This window comes from Cyanobacteria bacterium GSL.Bin1 (assembly GCA_009909085.1).
In the GTDB taxonomy this organism is placed as follows: Bacteria; Cyanobacteriota; Cyanobacteriia; order Cyanobacteriales; family Rubidibacteraceae; genus Halothece.
In genome coordinates this window covers 21,970-40,779 of sequence record JAAANX010000081.1, presented here as the reverse complement: position 1 = coordinate 40,779, position 18,810 = coordinate 21,970, and the positions used below count along the sequence as shown (strand labels likewise).

Sequence of the window (18,810 nt, the reverse complement as noted above, 5' to 3'; positions counted from 1 at the left end):
GATGAAGCCTATCGCCAAACTGTAAGACGAAGTAATCGAGGACGTAAGAAATCGACTACTTCGCTTGTTTCTGGGTAGGAAGCCGACGCTGTAATCTCTGATTCAGCGTTCGGTAGTTCACGAGAAACCCTTTCGCTGAAAGCAAGAGGTTGTTCTTGAATGAACAATGAACCAAGCGTAAGGGGGAAATTGACGAAGAACTCATTCGTGGGTTCCCCCTCTAACTAACGGATAAGGGATTGATTAGTTTTCTGCTTGTTCTTGTGCGGCTTCACGAGCGGTCGAGACCCATTGATCAAATTGATCTTGGTTTTCTTCTACCCAAGTCCTGGCATGACCCATGATATCTTCTGGAGAGTCTTCTCCATCACGCATTTTTCGGTTTTGAGCACTGATATCTGTTCTGGGAACCTGAATCACTTCAAATAATTTTGCTGCCGCAGGATTTTGATCCACAAACTCTTGATTGGCTAAGATTCGCATCTGATCCACAGCAAACCCAAGATTGAGATTTTGCCCGTCGATTTCAGCAGTGGTTGTTTCTTCAGAGGCTTCACCCTGGGCTTCAGGCAGAGAAGTATAAGGGACTTCTAGCCAATTTACATCTTCTCCGGCTTCTAAGACACCACCCACCCATAAAGGCGTCCAAGTATAGTATAAAATCGGTTCTCCCTGCTCATAACGAGTAATAGTATCTGCCATCAGAGCAAAATATTGCCCCTGATCATGCTCAACCGTATCTCGTAAACCGTATTCATCAAGATGGTGTTCAATCACTAATTCACAGCCCCAGCCGGGGTTACAGCCGGTTAAGTTGGCTTTACCATTACCATCAGTATCAAATAATTGAGCAATTTCAGGGTCTTGAAGCTGTTCTAAGTTAGTAATGTCATACTCTTCTGCTGTGGCTTGATCAATGGAGTATCCTTGGAGGACATTATCAACAAAAATTCCCATCCGTTCTAATTTTTCATCACCACCGCTGTTGGTATAAAAGTCACTGTGTAATTTCTCCCAGTGAACTGTCGTAAACTGAATGCCGCCATTGGCAATGTCAGTGTGCATTGTGGCATATTCTAATTCCTTAGCGTTTTGCACCTCATAACCAAGCTCTTCCAAAGCCATGTTGACAATTTCAGTTTGGAATTTTTCTTCTAATACACTATAAGCGGGTATAACTTCTACACCAGTGCCAGGTTGTTCAGAGGTTCCTTCTTCTCCTGTCGGCTGTTGAGCTTGTTGACAACCCACCGCTCCCAAAAGAAGGGCCGCACTTGCCGTTAAGGTCGTTAGAGATTTGCGATTGATTTTCATAACTAAGTATCAGATTGTAAGGACAAAATTGTGATTAAAATCAATTAAAAGACTAGATCAATGCTGATCATAATTTTTCTAATTGAGATATCGGTTGAAATAGATATTCTACTGTGTCACTCAAAATTTTTCATGAGAGATCACAATAAATGGTTTTGTTCTGCTCCCCATATTAAACGGAACATCCGAATCCTTGAAGGATTAATTAGCTTGTTTTATATTTTTTGGGCTTAACTTGGTCTTAATCTTATGAAATGGCACTGAAATGCCTCAAGTTGAGGATGTACTCATCAGTTGAGGTTGTTCTTGTTCTAATGTGGTTAACATCTCTAGAAACTCTTGTTCAAAGCTGACTTGAGCACGATTTGTTTGACCTCCTAGATACACTGAATTTTCAGTTTGTAAAGCCCATATTTGTGAATGAGAAATGTAACTCATGACAACTCCAATCATGAGTAAACCAAAGCCCGTATAAACAATGGGAATTCCTGGATCAGCTTTGATTTGCAAGCCAGTTGCACCGATTAAATCTTTGACTTTTAAGGTCATTCCTTCCACTTCAATTCCCATTCCCGGACGGACAACACCGGTTAATTTTCCGGCGGTATCATAAACGAGCAATGTTCCTTTTAAGTCACGGGTTAGTAGCGAAACGCCTTCACTTAAATCGGGTTTAATGGGTACCCAAGTTCCCCATAAATTCCCTTCTCCTTCTTTATTCAGTTTCGCCATGGGGATTTGAAAAACTGGACTATTGTTCATTTGCACTTGTACCGCAGCAATTCCCCAATCCGTTTGGTAAAAGGTTACACCGTCATAACGTAGCGGTTGATTGACATGAATCGTTTCTTGTTTGAGTTCTTTCCCTTCGCGGTCAACCACGGATAAATCAGAGTAAAACTGATCAATCTCGCCTTCGGCCGTATAATCAATCCAAAAATCGTTGACTCGCACTGCCCAATCTTTAGGAATTTTTGCTTGAGATAGTTTTCCGGCTTCAACGATATTTTTCACTTGGAAGGTTTCGCCACTGGCAACCATTTCTTGTGCCATAAAGCCAGTAAACGCTCCCCAAATCGCGCCAAGGAGGATAATTAACATACTGGCATGAACAACAATGGGACCAATACGTCCCATGAGACCTTTGCGGGCGTAAAGTTGGTTGCCCTCTTGAAACACTTGGTAACGATGTTTTTTGAGTTCTGAAATGATTTGATCGAGGGTATTGTGGGGGAGTTCCGTACTTAAGGCAAGTTTTTCAAATTGAGCGGGACGTTTATAGTATTGCCAACGTCGGGCTGATTTTAAGGTGGGGAGTTGCCGGGTAAACGTACAGGCGGTGAGGCTGCTGCCAAAGATAATTAAGAGGCTAACAAACCACCAGGTGGTATAAACATGGTCTAAGCCGAGGGTGAGGATGACTTGCCAAGATAAAAATCCGAGGACGGCTGGTGATTCCGGATAGTTATTCTGGTAGAATTCAACAGTTTGTCCTTGTTCAATGATCGTACCGGAAATACTAAACAGCGCGATCGCGAGCAGTAAAATAATCGCAAGACGCAAATCGGCTAAGAAATAAATGATTTTGCGCCATCCTTGTGTTAGCCAAGAAAATCTAGGTTTTGTTTGTTGATAGGTCATGCGGGATTGAAATTAAAAGCGATCAATGGGTAAACGGAGTAATAAAGAAAAGACACCAAAGCCCAGCAGTAATGCACCGCTAATGGGGGTAATCCAGCTTCCCCAGCGACGAAACTCCAGAAACTTTTTAATTGAAGCGGTAAAGGTTCCTGCGATGATTAAGGGCATTACATAGCCTCCTGTATAGGATAACAATAATCCTGCCCCTAACACTAAATCTTGAGTATTGGCGACCCAGGCCAAGAGGCTAGCCAGAACCGGGGTACTGCAAGGGGAAGCGACTAAGCCAAAGGTTAATCCCAGTAAGTAGGACCGAAGCGAGGGGGGAAAATCTTCTTTGATCCATTCGGTACCGCCAAGAGACGGAAAGCGTAGCGGAACAATCTCCAAGAGATTTAACCCCATCAAAATCGCGATCGCGCTGACCAAAAGGGGTAAACCGACCCCAATTTGTCCATAAACTTGTCCAAAGGCTGCTGCAAAGATCCCTAATCCTGCTAAAGTAGTGGCTAATCCTAGCGCAAACCAACTTGACTTCCATAATGCATCTTGACGTCCCTCTGTCTCGGCACTGCCAATATAACCGATAGTTATGGGTAACATAGACAGCATACAAGGGGTCAGACTCGTGAGTAAGCCGGCCATAAAAATCAGACCGATACTGATTGGACTGAGCTGATTTAACTGCTGAGAAACTAATTGATCCGCAAATTGTTGGAGTTGATAGAAAAACAGTTCTAGGTTTTCTAGCATGAGAGAACAAGCATTCAAATTAAGGGAGTGCTGATTGCATCTTAGCTTAATTCACCAACGGTCACGGAACCCAGGTGAGAACCAGTGCTTTCTTGAATAGAACGCTAAGTTTCTAAGGGTTAGCAACATATGCCAGGCTTCTCTCACGTCAACTCAGATTGACGACAGAAACATTTAGCGGTAGAGTAACGGCTACTTTCATCTAAACCAATAAAAAATAATAATTAATTATTTTTGAGTTTAGAATCGCTCAATTAGATGAAAAAGTAGCTTTGGGGATCACGTTTGGGGATCACAGATTTGTCTTTTGGTCAGCCCAGCCGCGGTCAATAATTGACAATTGACTCTTGATAACTGACAATTGGGGAAAGATCATGAGGGGATGATGAGGAGTTGCGGGATAACAATAAATAATAATCAGTTATTATCGATTATTAATTTTTAATTGCTCATTATTAAATGTCTAATTTTATGACTGCTTTACCAGCGCCACAACCTTCTTCACAAAATAATGGCTTTGAACCCAAACTTGCCAGGCAAGATACTCCTGTGTCTACACTGAAAGAATTAGTGGCGAATTTGAGGCGTGAACAAAATAAAGTTCAAAATCTTTTGAGTTCTCTTGGGTTTGCTCTCCGCAGTTTTAATAACCTGAATCAATTTTTAGAAATTATCCCCTTAATGGCAGCCCGGGTTGCTGATGCCGATGGCAGTGCTATTTTACTGTATAAAGGAGAAGGAAAAATCAGTGTTGAGCAAGTTCATTGTCAAGGCGGATTAGCCTGTAAAGATATTCGTTATCGCCTCTCACAAGTTACTCGTGAACTGGGAAAAAAAGTCATCCTATCTCAAGAGGAAAAACAATCTTTGGATCAACGGATGCAAAAGGCATTCCCCGAAGACATTCAATTATTTGGGACGCCCATTTTAGTCAAAGGAAAAGAGCGGGGCAAAGTTTATATTTTTACGCGCGATCGCGCTTATGAGTGGACATTAAACCGTCAAAAATTAGTGCAACTGGTTGCCGATCAAGCAGCCGTTGCCATTGCTAATAATGATCTTGCCGTCGAAGTTAGACAAAAAGAAAAGCTCGATCGCGAGCTAGAAGTCGCCACCGATATTCAATTTCACCTTTTGCCTCGTAAATACCCCAAAATCCAAGGACTGGACATTGCCGCCGATTGTCGAACCGCAAATCGGGTTGGCGGCGACTATTATGACTTTATTCCCGCTAACTACGACCAACCCCAAACTGACACAGGTGCAGAAGATAATGGGGGGAGTACCGTTCCTTGGAGTATTGTGATTGGTGATGTGATGGGAAAAGGGGTCCCGGCTGGGCTGATCATGACCATGACGCGGGGAATGCTGCGCGCCGAAGTGCTTAACCATCACTCTCCCGCGAAAATCCTTGAACATCTCAATCGCGTCATGTACGAAGATTTAGAAAGTTCTCATCGCTTTGTCACCCTGTTTTACTCCCAATATGATCCCAAAACCCGATATTTATCCTACAGTAACGCTGCCCATAATCCCCCGCTCAGGTGGGAGGCTAAAACCAACACAGTTCACCGTTTAGATACGCTCGGAATGTTGGTAGGACTTGAAACTGACTCGCAATACGACGAAGCAGGGGTGCAACTTGAGGAAGGAGATACTGTCCTTTACTATACTGATGGTTTCACTGATGCCGTAAATGCCAAAGGACAACGTTTTGAAGAAGAAAACTTAATTCAAGCTTTTCATGATACGGCTACCCAGCACTACAGCCCAGAACAGATTGTCCAGCATCTTTTTGACAGCGTACAAGCCTTTATTGGCGAGAAAAGAGGTTCTATTGACGATATGACGCTTGTTGTTCTGCAAGTTAAGGGGCAAGAGGCTTAACCCGCCATCCCCAGTCCGTACATACACCATCCAACGCAATATCCCACGGATCGGCAGGAACTTCTGAAACAAGCAAATCATCGAAGACAATCCCCACTTTTGGGATTTGTCGCCATTGTGGTTGTTCAAATAACCGGTCATAAAATCCTCCTCCGTAACCCAAACGATAACCCTGAGCATCGCAAGCGACCGCCGGGACTAAAATTAAATCTACATTTTCTGGGGGACAGAGTGGTGCCTCTTCCGAAGGCTCACGAATTCCGAATGTCCCTTTAACTAGTGGATCTCCCCATTGCCAAAAATGCCAACTCAGTTCTTTGTCTACACAACGAGGAACCCCCCAACGGTAATCATTGAGCTGAAATAGAGGATCTAAATTGGGTTCTTGACGAAAATGAAAGTAACTAAGAATTGTTCCTCCTGCAGGAATCGAAGAGGTACTTTCCAAGTAAAAACGAATCTGATCGCATAACGCCTCGCTTTTGGCGTGCCATTCTGCGTGGGAGAGGGCTTGTCGGGTCTTCAATAATTCTTTGCGTAGTCTTTGTTTATCCACCATAAATTGCGACTCCTTGCGCTCAAAAAAATTGTAGCTTTCCACACAGAACAATCCCTGCCATGTTATAAATGTAAAGGTTCGTTAAGAAAACTCATCTAAACTCGGTTAATTAATCAAAGTTATTATTTTTTAGTGATTTTAATTTAAAGTTTAGGATGATCTTTAGCGATTGAACCGCTATCATCGTGTTCATTAATTAACTCAACGGAGATTACAAAATATTTTCATGACCAAAACGATATCGGAAGCACCAAAGCAGAGGACACAGCAAGCACTGCATCCTGAGATCCGAGTACGAGACATTATCAATACGATTCCCAAAGAATGTTTTCAAAAAAATCCTCGCCAGGCTTGGTTATCTGCTTTAATGAGTGTCATTGCTGCAGGAATCGGGTATGGAACAATTATTTATTCACCTTGGTTTCTTCTCCCCTTTGCCTGGATTTTTACCGGAACGGCGTTAACGGGATGGTTTGTGATTGCCCATGATTGCGGACATCGTTCCTTTGCCAAAAAACCTTTGGTGAATGATATCGTCGGTCATATTTTCTTACTGCCTCTGATTTACCCTTTTCATAGCTGGCGCGTTCTGCACAATCTCCATCACCAACACACCAACAAATTGATGGTAGATAATGCTTGGCATCCTTGGTTGATTGAGGAGTATGAAGCAGCGCCTAAATTAGTGCGTTCGTTGATTAAGCTGGTCTATGGACGTTTTTGGTGGCTCGGCTCTATCTTACATTGGGGACGATTTCACTTTAATCCTTCTCTGGTTGTGCCTCGCGAACGGAAAAAAGTCAGATCATCAATTGTGATCACTGTCAGTTTTGCGCTGGTTTTCTTTCCCACTCTATTTTTAACTGCAGGCGTCTGGGGGATCGTTAAATTTTGGCTCATGCCTTGGCTGGTTTATCACTTTTGGATGAGCACCTTTACCTTAGTCCATCATACTGACCAAGAGATTCAGTTTCGTCCTGAGAACACTTGGAATGAAGTAGAAGCCCAACTCTGTGGAACGATTCACTGTAGCTATCCTCGTTGGGTGGAGTTACTCTGTCATGATATCAATGTCCATATCCCCCACCATCTTGCGGTTGGCATCCCCGCCTATAATTTGCGCCTTGCGCATCAAAGTTTGACACAAAACTGGGGGGAATATCTCAAAGTACGACGGTTTTCTTGGGCCATGATGAAAGAAATTGTGGATCAGTGTAATCTTTATGATCCAGAAAAGGCTTATGTTTCTTATCAAGCTTATCAACGACGTAAACAACAAGATTTGTAAATTCGGTAGATTGCCATCACTTTACGAAAAATTACACTTTGTGAAACTCGATGACCTATCTTGAGGAGGAGATGCTAACCTCTAGAAGGTGAGTACACAGTTTGCGGTGAACTTAGTCTAGCCGTTGCGATTAAAGAGAGGAGAAAATCTTGAACTGGGAACTGGAACAAGCAAAAAATTCTACACAAGAGCAAGTTCGTGATTACGTGGCACAGCTTCAGCTTCATATGGCTTTACAAGCCCGTAACTTAGTCCCAAGTCTCACTCAAGCCAGAGACAGCCGTGAGCAACTCTTACAAGAAACACAAGCTGATGTTGAAAAAATGGCATCTCGTCAAATCTAGATCATTCAATTAAATTAAAATTAAACAACCTTCCCGCCAAAAATACATTGTTTTGGCGGGATGTTATTTGGCGCTCATTTCTTCTCTCTTTTTTTTCGTCAAATGGATACGATTCCTTTTTTACTCATTGGCAAAATTCTTTTAGTGATCGCTGCTAGTTTAGGCGTGACGATTCTCCTGAAACGGTTTTTGCGGAATGATTTACTCCCCAAACTTGGGATTGCTCTGGGAACTCGAGAAGCGATTTCTATTATTATTAGTTATAGTAGCGGCGCGTTTGTTTTTGTCAGCATTTTGCAGGCAATAGGGGTTAATCTTTCCTCATTTACGGTTTTGGCCGGTGGCATTGGCATTGGCATTGGCTTTGGCTTGCAGGAAGTGGCTAAAAATTTTACCAGTGGCTTAACCTTACTTTTTGAACAAAAAATTAAAGCCGGTGATTTTATCGAATGGAGCAATATGACCGGCTATATTGATGAAGTTTCCCTGCGTTCTACTGTCATTCGCACGCTTGTTGGTCGCTATGTTATTATTCCCAATCGCTTTTTAGTCGAAAATCAAGTAATTAACTGGACCTATCAACAATCGAAAGGTTGGACCATGGTAGACGTGAGTGTTGCTCACGAAAGTGATACGGTTTTGGTGGTAGAGATTTTATTAGATTCTGCTTATATGGAAGAAACGGTTTCTTATGAAAAACCAGCTTCCGTTTATTTTACCGGTTTTGGGGATAATTCTCTCAATTTTCGACTTTGGGTTTGGGTGGAAGAAGTTGATAAAAAATACATCACTGAAAGCTCTTTACGCTTTATTATTGAATATAATTTACGGCAGTATGGCATTAAATTAGCAACGCCTCGGCTTGGGGTTTGGTATCAAACTTATTTTCCTCAAGAGATGAGTTCGGTTCCCGAACAACTTCAACCTCCATCTCAAGAGACAAGAGAAGAAGACCAAGCCCAGACCACTGATTTTCCTCGCCTTGGTAAGACGGTAACCCCCTCTCGTCCTCTGGCGTTACGAGATTTATTAAGGAAAGTCAGTTATTTTCAAAATTGTTCCGAATTTGAGCTGAAAAAGCTGATTGACATTGGCTATCGTAAACGAATTAAAGCGGGGGATATCCTCTATCGAGAAGGGGATCCAGGTGATACGTTTTATATTGTTTTATCCGGTTCAGTTGAGTATTATGTGGAAAAATTGAATCAAGCGCCCACTGTTTTAACCCCTGGAGAGTTTATCGGCGAGCTTTCTCTCATGTTGGGCTTACGGCGAACCGTTACTGTTAGAGCAAGAGCAGAAACGACGCTCTTTGCGATTAATAAAGAAGGATTTGCAACTTTACTGAAAGAGCAACCCCAACTCTATGAGTTAATTGTTGTGGAGTTAGGAAAAGCACAAGAAGAATTATCACAGCAACAACAACAATTGCGGGAATTAGGATTATTAAATTATCAAGAATTGGATAAAAACCCGATTCTTTGGGTACAACGTCAGCTAGAAAAGTTATTTAATCGTGAATGAAATTCTTGAAAATTTGCATATTTAGCAACTGATCGGTGGAATTAGGGAACAGGGAACAGATTTTCAACCGACTGATCCAGAAAAATCAAATCATCAAACTTCTAATTCCCCCGTAAAAACTTTTGTTGCTGGACCTGTCATATAAACATGATTATCTTGTGCTGACCATTCAATATCTAAGCAACCACCCGGGAGTTCGACAGTGGAAGCGCGATCGCAGTTATTGGTTAAAACCCCAGCCACAACAGATGCACAAGCACCCGTTCCACAGGCTAAGGTAATGCCAGCACCGCGTTCCCAGACACGCATTTTAATATAATCCTGACGAAGGACTTCAATAAATTCTGTATTAATCCGTTTTGGAAAAACTGAATGATTTTCAAACTGGGGACCAATTTTTTCTAAATCAATTTGATCAGCATTCTCAACAAAAGTAATGCAATGCGGATTCCCCATACTCACACAAGTCACTTGCCAAGTTTGTTCGGCAACCGCCAACGATTGATTGATCACTTTTTCTTGAGGATCAACTAAAGTGGTTGGGATTTCTCCAGCCAGTAAATAGGGTTCACCCATATTGACTTTTACCTTATCCCCTTCTTGTAATTGGGGACGAATGATACCCGCTAAGGTATGAATATTATAAATTTCCTTGGTATCTGTTTTACCATCCAAATCCGCCACAAAACGAGCTAAGCAACGAATGCCATTGCCGCACATTTCTGGTTCAGAACCGTCCGAATTATAAATTCGCATGGTGTAATCACTCCTCCCTTGGGGAGGAAGGGCAAAAATCACTCCATCTCCTCCAATTCCGAAATGCCGATCGCAGAGTTTCATCGCTTGTTCAGAGGTGAGACAGGGTGTTGGCTCATGACGATTGTCAATCAAAATAAAATCATTCCCAAGTCCATGATATTTGGTAAAGTTGATTTTCATAGTGCATTCAATGAGGGGTTACGATGACAGAATTTGATACCGGCTTACCCAGTACCCGGATGGTGCAAAACTTAATTAAAGAAGAGAAAGATGTGGAGATCAAACTCCTCAGTGAAGATCTAATTGTGGGTAAAGTGCTTTGGCAAGACCAATATTGTTTATGTTTAGTCGATCATTATGACCAATCTACCCTAGTTTGGCGACAAGCGGTAGCTTATCTCAAACCCAAATCATAAAACAAGTCTGCCCTCCTTTCTAATCAGGGGGGCGATTGATACTTCGATCAATCCTTTATCTTATAAGCAGATATTTATTTTTAGTGAGGAGAAATTCTGATCATGAGTTGGCAAATGAAAGGGTATGGTGTCTTACTCAGTTTGTTTACACTTAGCCTTCCCGCAGAAGCCTTGGAAGTCAAAATTAATCCGGATAATCCTCAACTCGGAGATACGGTTTCTGTAACGATGGAAACGGCTCCCAATGAAGACAAGCCAAAAGTAACTTGGGGTGATCAAAGTTATCCCGTATTTGCAGTAGGAGAGAATCAATATCGAGCTTTGATTCCAACGACTCCTCTCGATCAGTCGGGAAAAGTGCCGTTAACCATTCGTGGCGAAGAGACGGTGAGAAATTTTTTAGTTTGGTTGCGCGATCGCGCTTTTCCCACGCAACGGATTTGGTTATCCGGTAGTAATAATCGCCCGGCAACGGAATTAGAATTGAATCGAGTGGCCGATTTCAAAAAACTGGTTACTCCAGAACAATACTGGAATGGAGCCTTTGTTCGTCCGAATCGGGGTTCGGTTTCAACTGTATTTGGCGTTCGTCGCTACTACAATGGAGAGTTTGCCGAGGATTATTACCATAAAGGCGTTGATTATGCTGCTGGTACTGGATCACCTGTTGTTGCACCTGCCAACGGAACTGTCGCCCTTGTTGGGAAAGAAAGTGAAGGCTTTCATGTTCACGGTAACACCATTGGTATTGACCACGGTCAAGGTGTTCTTAGCATTTTCCTTCATCTGAATAATATTAATGTGCAAGAAGGAGAGCGAGTCACTGCCGGACAAAAAATTGGTACAGTTGGTTCAACGGGAGCGTCTACAGGTCCTCACCTCCATTGGGGATTATATGTGAATGGTCAGGCAATTGATCCTTCTCCTTGGCGCTTTAAGGGAATTGAATAAATTAAAGTAATGCAACTTAAAACCATTGTCGAGCAAGCTCTCAAGCAAGGATATCTAACTCCCCTTATGGAGGGAGAAATTACTCAAATTTGTGAAGCTTCAACTGAGCTTTCTACAGAAGAATATAGTGCTTTAGATGAACTCATGACAGCCTTACTCAATGGAACAGTTGTCGCCAGTTATCGTAAACAATTTATTAATGTTATGGAGGAGTTAGTCTTAAGCAAAGCCTTAACTTTAGTAACTGAAATTGAAGTAGCAAGTAACCAATCCATTGATATTGGCAATATTACAGCTTATGCTTTGAATCGTTTACCACCGCTTTATGCCACAACTAAAGAAGGAGCTAATTATCAAAAACAACGGGCGCAAAATGAGCTTCAAGAATTAATTACGCAACGGGTACAAGAAGCGATTACTCATCATATTAAAAGTGATAAAGTATTAGGAAAAAAGCCGGCTTTAGAAACAGATACAGAACAGGATGTCGTCAAACAAATTAGTATTCTTTTACAAGCCTATGCTGTAGCATACGAGAAGGAATAAATTACTTACTTACTGCTTACTATATTTTACTTTTAAATATGAGCATAAATTATTTTTTAGTTTGGGATGACCTGGTAATGTAAAAAAATTTCTTGATCAATCGTTTCCACAGACAGTAGTTTTAAGTTTTGCTTATTTTCTGAGTGCAAACCGATCCCTTCAATTGGCGTGGGTGCATCTTTTCCTCCTAGCAAAACTGGGCAAACCGTTAACCATAATTCATCGAGAAGTTGTTCAGCAAAGAGTGCAGCAACCAGTTCTCCTCCTCCTAAAATTGCTAAGTTTTCAATGCCCTTTCTAGTGAAAGTTGTTAGCGCTTGTCGCCAGTTAATTTCATCTTCACTGGCATCAGGAGTAATCATTTCCTCAAAATACTGAGTGGGTTGACCCTGCCAGAATGCTGCACCCTTTTGAGTCGTCAAGAGCCAACGCGGAATTTTTTGCTGAAAAAACCGAATATCTGTCGGAATCTTACCGGATCGCGTACAGACAATTTGAATCGGTTGCTCTGGTTTTTGTTGCTGACGACGCAACGAAATTAATTCGGAATTGCGCAGGGACATGGCACTGCCATGAGCGCGGAGTGTCCCTGCACCAAATAAAATTGCATCTGCCTGGGCGACCTGTCTTTCTAAATGAGCGCGATCAATACGAGAAGAAAACTCTGCTGCCGATCGCGCTGTATCTGCAATTTTGCCGTCAGCACTCATTGCTAAGACAACAGTGGTGTGAGGACGATTCATGATTGTGTTAATTGTTGGTAGGCAGATTGAGCTGCTGCTTGTTGAGCTGCTTTTTTTGAGCGCCCTTTCCCTTGACCTAAGTAGCGTTCTTGTAACCAGACATAAGCGGTGAACCGTTCTGGATCATCATAGCCGTGTCCCGTTTCTTCTACTTGGTAGTGAGGAAGAACTTTATAATGGGCTTGCGTCCATTCTTGGAGCGCATCCTTATAATTCTGGCGGGCAGGATCTTGTCGAATTTGATCTGCTTTTTCCTTTAAGATGGGATCAAGCCAAGGGCGAATTAAATTCATAGAGTTGGTGCTTAAGTAAAGTGCGCCCAAAACCGCTTCAAAGGTATCAGCAAGGCGCGATCGCGCCCCGGCTTTGTTTTTGGCGGCACTCCCCGCCATGAGCAAAAATCCATCCATCCCGTAGCTTTCAGCAAATTCTGCTAAGACGCGATCGCTGACTAAGATTGAGCGAATCGCAGCAAAATCTCCCACTGGCGCTTCCGGATAAGTTTCTAAGAGTAACTCTGACGCGGCTAAACGGACGACAGCATCTCCGACAAACTCTAGTTGCTGATAATTGGCAACACTAGAGGCGCTGGGATGAGTTAATGCTAAATCCAATAATTTCCAATCAACGGCGGTAGTATCTGTTAATCCTAACCGTTCGACCAATTTTTCTAGTTCTCGGCTCCGGCGCAATCCCCCTTGTCGATGTCCAGAGCGTTGTGTTTTTGACTCGGTTTTTGACCGATGAGTATCTGTCGCCAATCCAAAAGAGCGCTTTGCCCTCATTTCCTTCCTATGACAGTTATTTAATGACCGTGTGCTTACAGAACAGGTTATTTTTTCCGAGCAGAAAAAAACCAAATAGAAAGAGAGTTGGACATAAGCCGGGTTCTGTTCTCAAGAGAAACTTGAGGGTAGTTATCTATCTGGGACTTTTGTTGCCAAAAGCCTCAAGCGGTACACCTAAAGGCGGAAGCCGGTAAAAGACCAACCATAGCTTCCCTCGACCTTGCTTCCAACTGGGGTTTACCGAGCCAGCACCTCTCGATGCTGCTGGTGCGCTCTTACCGCACCTTTGCACCCTTACCGAAGAAGGTGAAACCTTCAAAGGCGGTATGTTTCTGTGGCACTTTCCTCACGGTCACCCGCACTGGGCGTTACCCAGCAGTTTGGTCTTTGGAAGCCCGGACTTTCCTCAATTCTGTGTCCTAAGACACAAAAGAATTGCAACCACCTCGCCAACTCTCTTTCTATCCTTTAGTGTAACTGGAATGTTCCGCTTCCTCAAATGTTCCCGACGTTTGATCTTCAACTGATCCCAGTTGGTTTCGATCCAAAGGTGTCTTTTAAAATAAATCCCCTTCCTAAGGAAAGGAGGGGGAACTCATTTCCAAGTCAGCAGTACACCGGACTCAAAGTCCGATGCCTAGGCTGACCGTTGGTCAATCAATCCAACAATCGATTATGGTTTGTGGAACTTGAGAATGCCCCAAGCCATATAACCACTCTTACCGGCATTAATCCAGTGGTTTAAGCCCACCTTCATCCGGTCTAAGTACTCTTTCGAGCATTCCGGTTGTAATTGGTCATAATGAGCTTCCAGTTCCTGTAAAACTCTACTGTAGTGGTTCACTAACTGGTGAGTTTGTTCATCGAACTCTACAAACTGCCAACCGAGTTCTTCCGCAACTTGGCGATAGAACCCAACTGAACCTAAACTATCAAGATGAATTCGAGCTAAAACTGGCTCTAAAACACCTTCTGGACAGTCATCCGTTTGCATCGGATCAGTAAAAACAAAATCGCCTCCTGATTTTAGGACGCGATCGGCTTCTTCCATCACTTGACGGCGGTTGCCGCTATGCAAAATCGAATCTTGTGACCAGAGGACATCGTAACTATTGTTTTCAAAGGGTAACTCTTCAAAACTGCCGTCAAAAACGCGAATTTTATCGGCAAGTCCCTGCTCTTGGTTCATCTGGCGATTGCGCTCGTTCTGCACCAAACTGATATTTAAGCAATCGACGTCAAAGCCATGATGCTTTGCCATATAACGAGCGGAGCCACCATAACCTGCACCAAGGTCAAGGACCTTGGTTCCTGCTGGCCACTGACTGATTTTACTGCAGATTCGTTCGACAGTGCGGACACTGGCATCATAAATGGATTCATCGGGCGTATTGTAAATGCCGATGTGGAGGTCTTCTCCACCCCAAATCCGATAGTAGAAGCCGTCGGCACTACCACTGTCGTAGTAATCTTGTGCTTGTTTTGCGACTGCGTCTGCTTTCGTCATACCAATTCACCTCTTTAGATTCTTGACGCTTTCCCAGTTCAAAAGTGAGAAGAGCTCGGATCATCGACCCACCTTATGACATTTTTTTGTCATGAGCAAGGTTCGATTCCTTGAGTGAGTCTCTCTTACCCAGCTAGATCTCTTCTGTTCAGGAGCGTCCGCCCAACAGCATTTTCACGTTTTTGTTTTAATCTCTAGTCTTTTCTGGCAACGTGAATGTAAAAGTCAGGATCGTCTTGGTGATAGGTTTCTTGGAAATCACCGTAGGTGGTAACCTCTTGGAAGCCTACTTCATGGAGTAAACGACGCACATAATCTTTCCGTAGCGGGAACATATTAAGGTGATAGACACACTCATCGGGGAATTCGTAACGGAAACGGGCTAACCCATCATCTACATATTCGGGTTCAGCTTTTACGTTGTCGCCGCAGTAGTAGTAGGTATGCTTACTTTTGAAGCCTTCATCGAGAATTAAGTCATAATTCCGTTGGTCTAAAATTAAAATTCCGTCATGTTTTAAGACGGAATAGAATTCAGCGAGGGTTTTGCGACGATCTTCTTCAGAAAACAGATGAGTAAAGGAGTTACCTAAACAAATCACTGCATCAAACCGTTCTTGAATATGCCGGGTGAGTTGACGCCAATCAGAGTGAACCGTTTGTAAAATTTGGTCTTTACGGGTTGCGTTTTCAAATGCCTTGACGAGCATTTCAACACTACCGTCCACACTGGCTACATCAAACCCGGCTTCAATGAGACGGATCGAGTGGAAACCCGTTCCTGTTGCCGCATCAAGTACTCGCTTCGCACCATGTTCTTTTAGGGTTTTAATGAAAAATTCCCCTTCACTGCTAGAGCGAGCATGCCAATTGATCAGTTCATCCCACTTTTCAACAAAGCCTTCGATGTATTCGTTTTGATAGTGGTCACTATCACGGACTTCAATGGGGTTTTCACCGTAGTCTTGAACTTGTTGTCTTTCTTTGATAGTCATAAGTTATTCAACTGCTATTCGTTTTTAGAGTGATTGTTTTTGAGTCTTACTTCACAGCTTTCTTCATGGACTCAACCGCTCTTACTTCAATCAAGATTTTGGATCCAGTTTCACCAGCCACACTCTGCTCGCCCCAGAATCTAACTCAGGGGTGCAGATAATATATTTTGGGGAAATTTCCGAATGATCAGTACAAGATTAATTGGGTTTGCATTTTTAGTCCTGTAGATGAGGCATGGAAAACTATCAAGCAAGAGCTCTATTTCCCTTCTGATCAGGTTTTGGGGCAATTTTGATTGAGATGATTGTGAGCGGTTTTTATTAATTTACACTATTCCCCCAAAATACAAATGTCATTTTAGAATTTAGCTATTTTAGCAACCCCTTATATTGAATCGTTTATTTGTATTTCTGTCTAGGGGGGAGCGACAAAAAAAAATAATCTTAATAAAAATTTATTTTTAACCTATCTCAAGATAGATGAAAGAAAAACACGAGGGGAAATTGCGACTGATTCGTTCGGTTCTACGGCTACGGTTAAAAGGCTAGGGCTAGTTATGATCAGGGTTAGCAGGTAAAAGTTTAGTAGTAGAAGGGGGCAAGTGGTGAGTGTTCAGCAGTTGCCAGCATTGAGCCAAATGATGGAAACCCAACAGTCATCAGTTCCGAAATCAACGGATCAGTTGCAAGGATGGCGACAATGGTACGGCGCGATCGCGGCATTAGAGTCTTTACTCGAACCGATCGCGCAAGGGTTAATTTTGTCTAGCCCAGCACCCGTGACGAAAGCCAATGCACCGGAACAAGACTTAACCACTGTTGTGTTTACCCCTGAAATTGCGTTTCCGGGGGTAAATTCCTCACGCTTACTAACCTTTGCACCGGTTCGCGGTGAACAAACTGCACCATCTTCTTCTGCCATTCAAGCTGTGCCTTTAGCCGCTGATGATCCGCTACAAAATGAGCAGTTTTGCTTAGTGTTTACGCCGGAATTTTCTCTTTTACTGGTACTCACTCTGGATCGAGAAGGTAACTCTCGCTTTGATTTTTCATTTGATCCGGAAGTGACGCAACGGGCTTGGTTGACGCTGCGATCGCGCTTGCACAGTCATTCTCCTGAACAACTTGCCTCTATTGAAAACAAACGAGAACAGTTTCCTTTCTGTGCCCCTCATTATCGCTTAGTCAGCGATTTCAGCCGACAATTATTAAATCATCTGCCAGCAGAAAAACACATTACTCAACACAACAGTGTCCATCAAGGGCATACACCGGATGTGGAATTATTGCAAGCCCTCACCCATGAAGTGAGAACGCCCTTAACAACGATCCGAATGTTGACGCGGTTACTCCTCAAACGCAAAGATTTAGGGGCAGATGTTTTGAAGCGGTTACGGGTCATTGATCAAGAATGTACCGAACAAATTAACCGCATGGAACTTATTTTCCAAGCGACAGAACTAGAAGGGAAAGCCAAGCAAGGGGTCAATTTGAGCCCAATTCCTTTAGAAGATTTATTTGCTAAAAGCATTCCCTACTGGAAACAACAGGCAAAACGGCGCAATGTGGAATTAGATGTCATCCTTCCTGAACAATTGCCAACGGTCATTAGCAGTCCAGAATTGCTAACGCAAGTTTTGACTGGATTAATGGAAAACTTTACCTCGCGCTTACCGAGCGGTGGGAAAATGAAAGTGCAAGTGACTACTGCTGGCAGTCAAATTAAACTCCAATTGTTGTCTCAAACTTCAAACGCCCAAAATATCGGTCAAGATATTGTTCAATCGCAAGGGAAATCGATTGGTCAGCTACTAACCTTACAACCGGAAACTGGCAGTCTGAGTTTGAATTTAAATGTGACGAAAAATCTGTTTGAAGCCCTCGGTGGAAAATTAACCGTTCGTCAACGTGCTGAAATGGGAGAAGTGTTAACGGTCTTTCTCCCGGCAAGCATCATCAATCAGTAACCAATGACTAATGATTAATCAGATAATTTACCAATTCGCAGAAGCCTTTTCCTTCGGCTGCTTCTGTAAGGTATTGGGGCGTATGCATTAATTGTTCGGTGTAATGTTCAATATTAGCCACCCCGACAGAAAGCGGAAAGAGATCTCGATTAAATAAAGACTCATCATTGGGACTGTCACCAATCGTTAAAATTTCGGCTGGAGTTAAATTGGGGAAATATTTGGCGATCACCGTTTTTAAGCCGGTTGCTTTATCTTGCCCTTGGGGTTTGATATGACACTGCACACTGCTATAAGTAAAGCTATATCCCTGTTTCTGACATTGTTGTTTCAGTTGCATTAAATCAGCATCTGATAATCCCGCGACATCAAATGTCCAGTCAGTAAAACGAAATGGATTGTCTGTTGCTTCTTGCAGATCAGGAAAACTCATCTGTAAGGTTTGGAAGACTTGGGCGAGATTCTGGCGATGTTGTGTTAGAGATGGCAGAGAAACCAGAAAATCAGGGGGGGTATCGGGTTGAGAATGATAGACCCCACCATTTTCCGCGATCGCGCCGGCAACGGGCAAATAGTGGCGCAACCCATTAACCCAACCGGCAGACCGTCCGGTAACAATCACCACAGCGATACCTACTTGCTGTAACTGGGAGAATGCCTCAATTGCATTCCCTGTCAACTGACCCTTTTCCGTAACGGTGCCATCAAAATCCGTGGCAATGAGTCGGACATTCTGGCTAACTTTATTGCTGAGATTAGTAAGTTTATCCATTTTAGATTAGCTATAAATCGTAATTAAAAATAATTGCGCAATTGATTTAAATTTAC

18 protein-coding genes and 1 other RNA gene are annotated in these 18,810 nt (G+C 42.9%); 8 read left to right on the top strand and 11 right to left on the bottom strand.

Features of this window, described 5'->3' with window-relative positions:
• Positions 1-243: 243 nt before the first annotated feature.
• The 3 genes from proX to GVY04_10180 form a co-directional block, all read right to left on the bottom strand.
• Positions 244-1,314 (bottom strand): glycine betaine/L-proline ABC transporter substrate-binding protein ProX, encoded by a 1,071-nt coding sequence (proX, locus tag GVY04_10190; protein NBD16484.1) that lies wholly within the window; start codon positions 1,312-1,314, stop codon positions 244-246.
• Between the two features lie 270 nt (positions 1,315-1,584).
• Entirely contained in the window at positions 1,585-2,955 is a 1,371-nt protein-coding gene (locus tag GVY04_10185) for a cytochrome c biogenesis protein (protein ID NBD16483.1), read from the bottom strand.
• Between the two features lie 12 nt (positions 2,956-2,967).
• A complete protein-coding gene (locus tag GVY04_10180) occupies positions 2,968-3,708 on the bottom strand; it encodes a cytochrome c biogenesis protein CcdA (GenBank protein NBD16482.1) in 741 nt (246 codons plus the stop codon).
• A 471-nt stretch (positions 3,709-4,179) separates the two neighbouring features.
• Between GVY04_10180 and GVY04_10175 the strand changes: the two genes are divergently transcribed.
• Positions 4,180-5,595: a SpoIIE family protein phosphatase gene (locus tag GVY04_10175; protein NBD16481.1), complete on the top strand. Its 1,416-nt coding sequence runs from the start codon at positions 4,180-4,182 to the stop codon at positions 5,593-5,595.
• Here the strand turns inward: GVY04_10175 and GVY04_10170 are convergent.
• A complete protein-coding gene (locus GVY04_10170; GenBank protein NBD16480.1) occupies positions 5,576-6,154 on the bottom strand; it encodes a 5-formyltetrahydrofolate cyclo-ligase in 579 nt (192 codons plus the stop codon). The two genes, GVY04_10175 and GVY04_10170, sit on opposite strands and share 20 nt — an antisense overlap.
• Positions 6,155-6,380: 226 nt before the next feature.
• Between GVY04_10170 and GVY04_10165 the strand changes: the two genes are divergently transcribed.
• The 3 genes from GVY04_10165 to GVY04_10155 all read left to right on the top strand — a co-directional run bounded on the left by GVY04_10165 (position 6,381) and on the right by GVY04_10155 (position 9,310).
• Positions 6,381-7,442 carry a fatty acid desaturase gene (locus GVY04_10165; protein ID NBD16479.1) on the top strand — a complete coding sequence of 354 codons (1,062 nt, stop codon included), beginning with the start codon at positions 6,381-6,383 and terminating at the stop codon, positions 7,440-7,442.
• 149 nt (positions 7,443-7,591) lie between these two features.
• A complete protein-coding gene (locus tag GVY04_10160; protein NBD16478.1) occupies positions 7,592-7,786 on the top strand; it encodes a hypothetical protein in 195 nt (64 codons plus the stop codon).
• A gap of 102 nt (positions 7,787-7,888) precedes the next feature.
• The gene (locus tag GVY04_10155) at positions 7,889-9,310 is read left to right on the top strand and encodes a mechanosensitive ion channel (protein ID NBD16477.1); all 1,422 of its coding nucleotides are present in this window, start codon (positions 7,889-7,891) and stop codon (positions 9,308-9,310) included.
• Positions 9,311-9,403: 93 nt separating this feature from the next.
• Here GVY04_10155 and GVY04_10150 read toward each other — a convergent pair whose 3' ends face one another.
• The gene (locus GVY04_10150) at positions 9,404-10,249 is read right to left on the bottom strand and encodes a diaminopimelate epimerase (protein ID NBD16476.1); all 846 of its coding nucleotides are present in this window, start codon (positions 10,247-10,249) and stop codon (positions 9,404-9,406) included.
• Between the two features lie 23 nt (positions 10,250-10,272).
• On the opposite strand from GVY04_10150, the gene GVY04_10145 reads away from it, so the two are divergent.
• The 3 genes from GVY04_10145 to GVY04_10135 all read left to right on the top strand — a co-directional run bounded on the left by GVY04_10145 (position 10,273) and on the right by GVY04_10135 (position 11,982).
• Positions 10,273-10,485 (top strand): RNA-binding protein hfq, encoded by a 213-nt coding sequence (locus GVY04_10145; GenBank protein NBD16475.1) that lies wholly within the window; start codon positions 10,273-10,275, stop codon positions 10,483-10,485.
• Between the two features lie 102 nt (positions 10,486-10,587).
• Positions 10,588-11,436, top strand: a complete 849-nt coding sequence (locus tag GVY04_10140) for a peptidoglycan DD-metalloendopeptidase family protein (GenBank protein ID NBD16474.1) — start codon at positions 10,588-10,590, stop codon at positions 11,434-11,436.
• A gap of 9 nt (positions 11,437-11,445) precedes the next feature.
• A complete protein-coding gene (locus tag GVY04_10135; protein ID NBD16473.1) occupies positions 11,446-11,982 on the top strand; it encodes a competence protein ComFB in 537 nt (178 codons plus the stop codon).
• Between the two features lie 56 nt (positions 11,983-12,038).
• On the opposite strand, the gene GVY04_10130 is transcribed toward GVY04_10135, so the two are convergent.
• The 5 genes from GVY04_10130 to GVY04_10110 all read right to left on the bottom strand — a co-directional run bounded on the left by GVY04_10130 (position 12,039) and on the right by GVY04_10110 (position 16,015).
• Positions 12,039-12,725: a riboflavin deaminase gene (locus GVY04_10130; GenBank protein ID NBD16472.1), complete on the bottom strand. Its 687-nt coding sequence runs from the start codon at positions 12,723-12,725 to the stop codon at positions 12,039-12,041.
• Entirely contained in the window at positions 12,722-13,417 is a 696-nt protein-coding gene (gene rnc, locus GVY04_10125; protein NBD16471.1) for a ribonuclease III, read from the bottom strand. The genes GVY04_10130 and rnc overlap by 4 nt, the downstream gene beginning before the upstream one ends.
• Before the next feature lie 172 nt (positions 13,418-13,589).
• Positions 13,590-13,970, bottom strand: an RNA gene (gene rnpB, locus GVY04_10120) — RNase P RNA component class A.
• A 216-nt stretch (positions 13,971-14,186) separates the two neighbouring features.
• The gene (locus GVY04_10115; protein NBD16470.1) at positions 14,187-15,020 is read right to left on the bottom strand and encodes a methyltransferase domain-containing protein; all 834 of its coding nucleotides are present in this window, start codon (positions 15,018-15,020) and stop codon (positions 14,187-14,189) included.
• Between the two features lie 194 nt (positions 15,021-15,214).
• Complete coding sequence (locus tag GVY04_10110; GenBank protein ID NBD16469.1) at positions 15,215-16,015, bottom strand: methyltransferase domain-containing protein; 801 nt, start codon at positions 16,013-16,015, stop codon at positions 15,215-15,217.
• A gap of 605 nt (positions 16,016-16,620) precedes the next feature.
• On the opposite strand from GVY04_10110, the gene GVY04_10105 reads away from it, so the two are divergent.
• Entirely contained in the window at positions 16,621-17,982 is a 1,362-nt protein-coding gene (locus GVY04_10105; protein ID NBD16468.1) for a sensor histidine kinase, read from the top strand.
• Between the two features lie 7 nt (positions 17,983-17,989).
• Here the strand turns inward: GVY04_10105 and GVY04_10100 are convergent, their stop codons facing one another.
• Positions 17,990-18,754, bottom strand: a complete 765-nt coding sequence (locus GVY04_10100) for an HAD hydrolase family protein (protein ID NBD16467.1) — start codon at positions 18,752-18,754, stop codon at positions 17,990-17,992.
• Positions 18,755-18,810 lie beyond the last annotated feature (56 nt).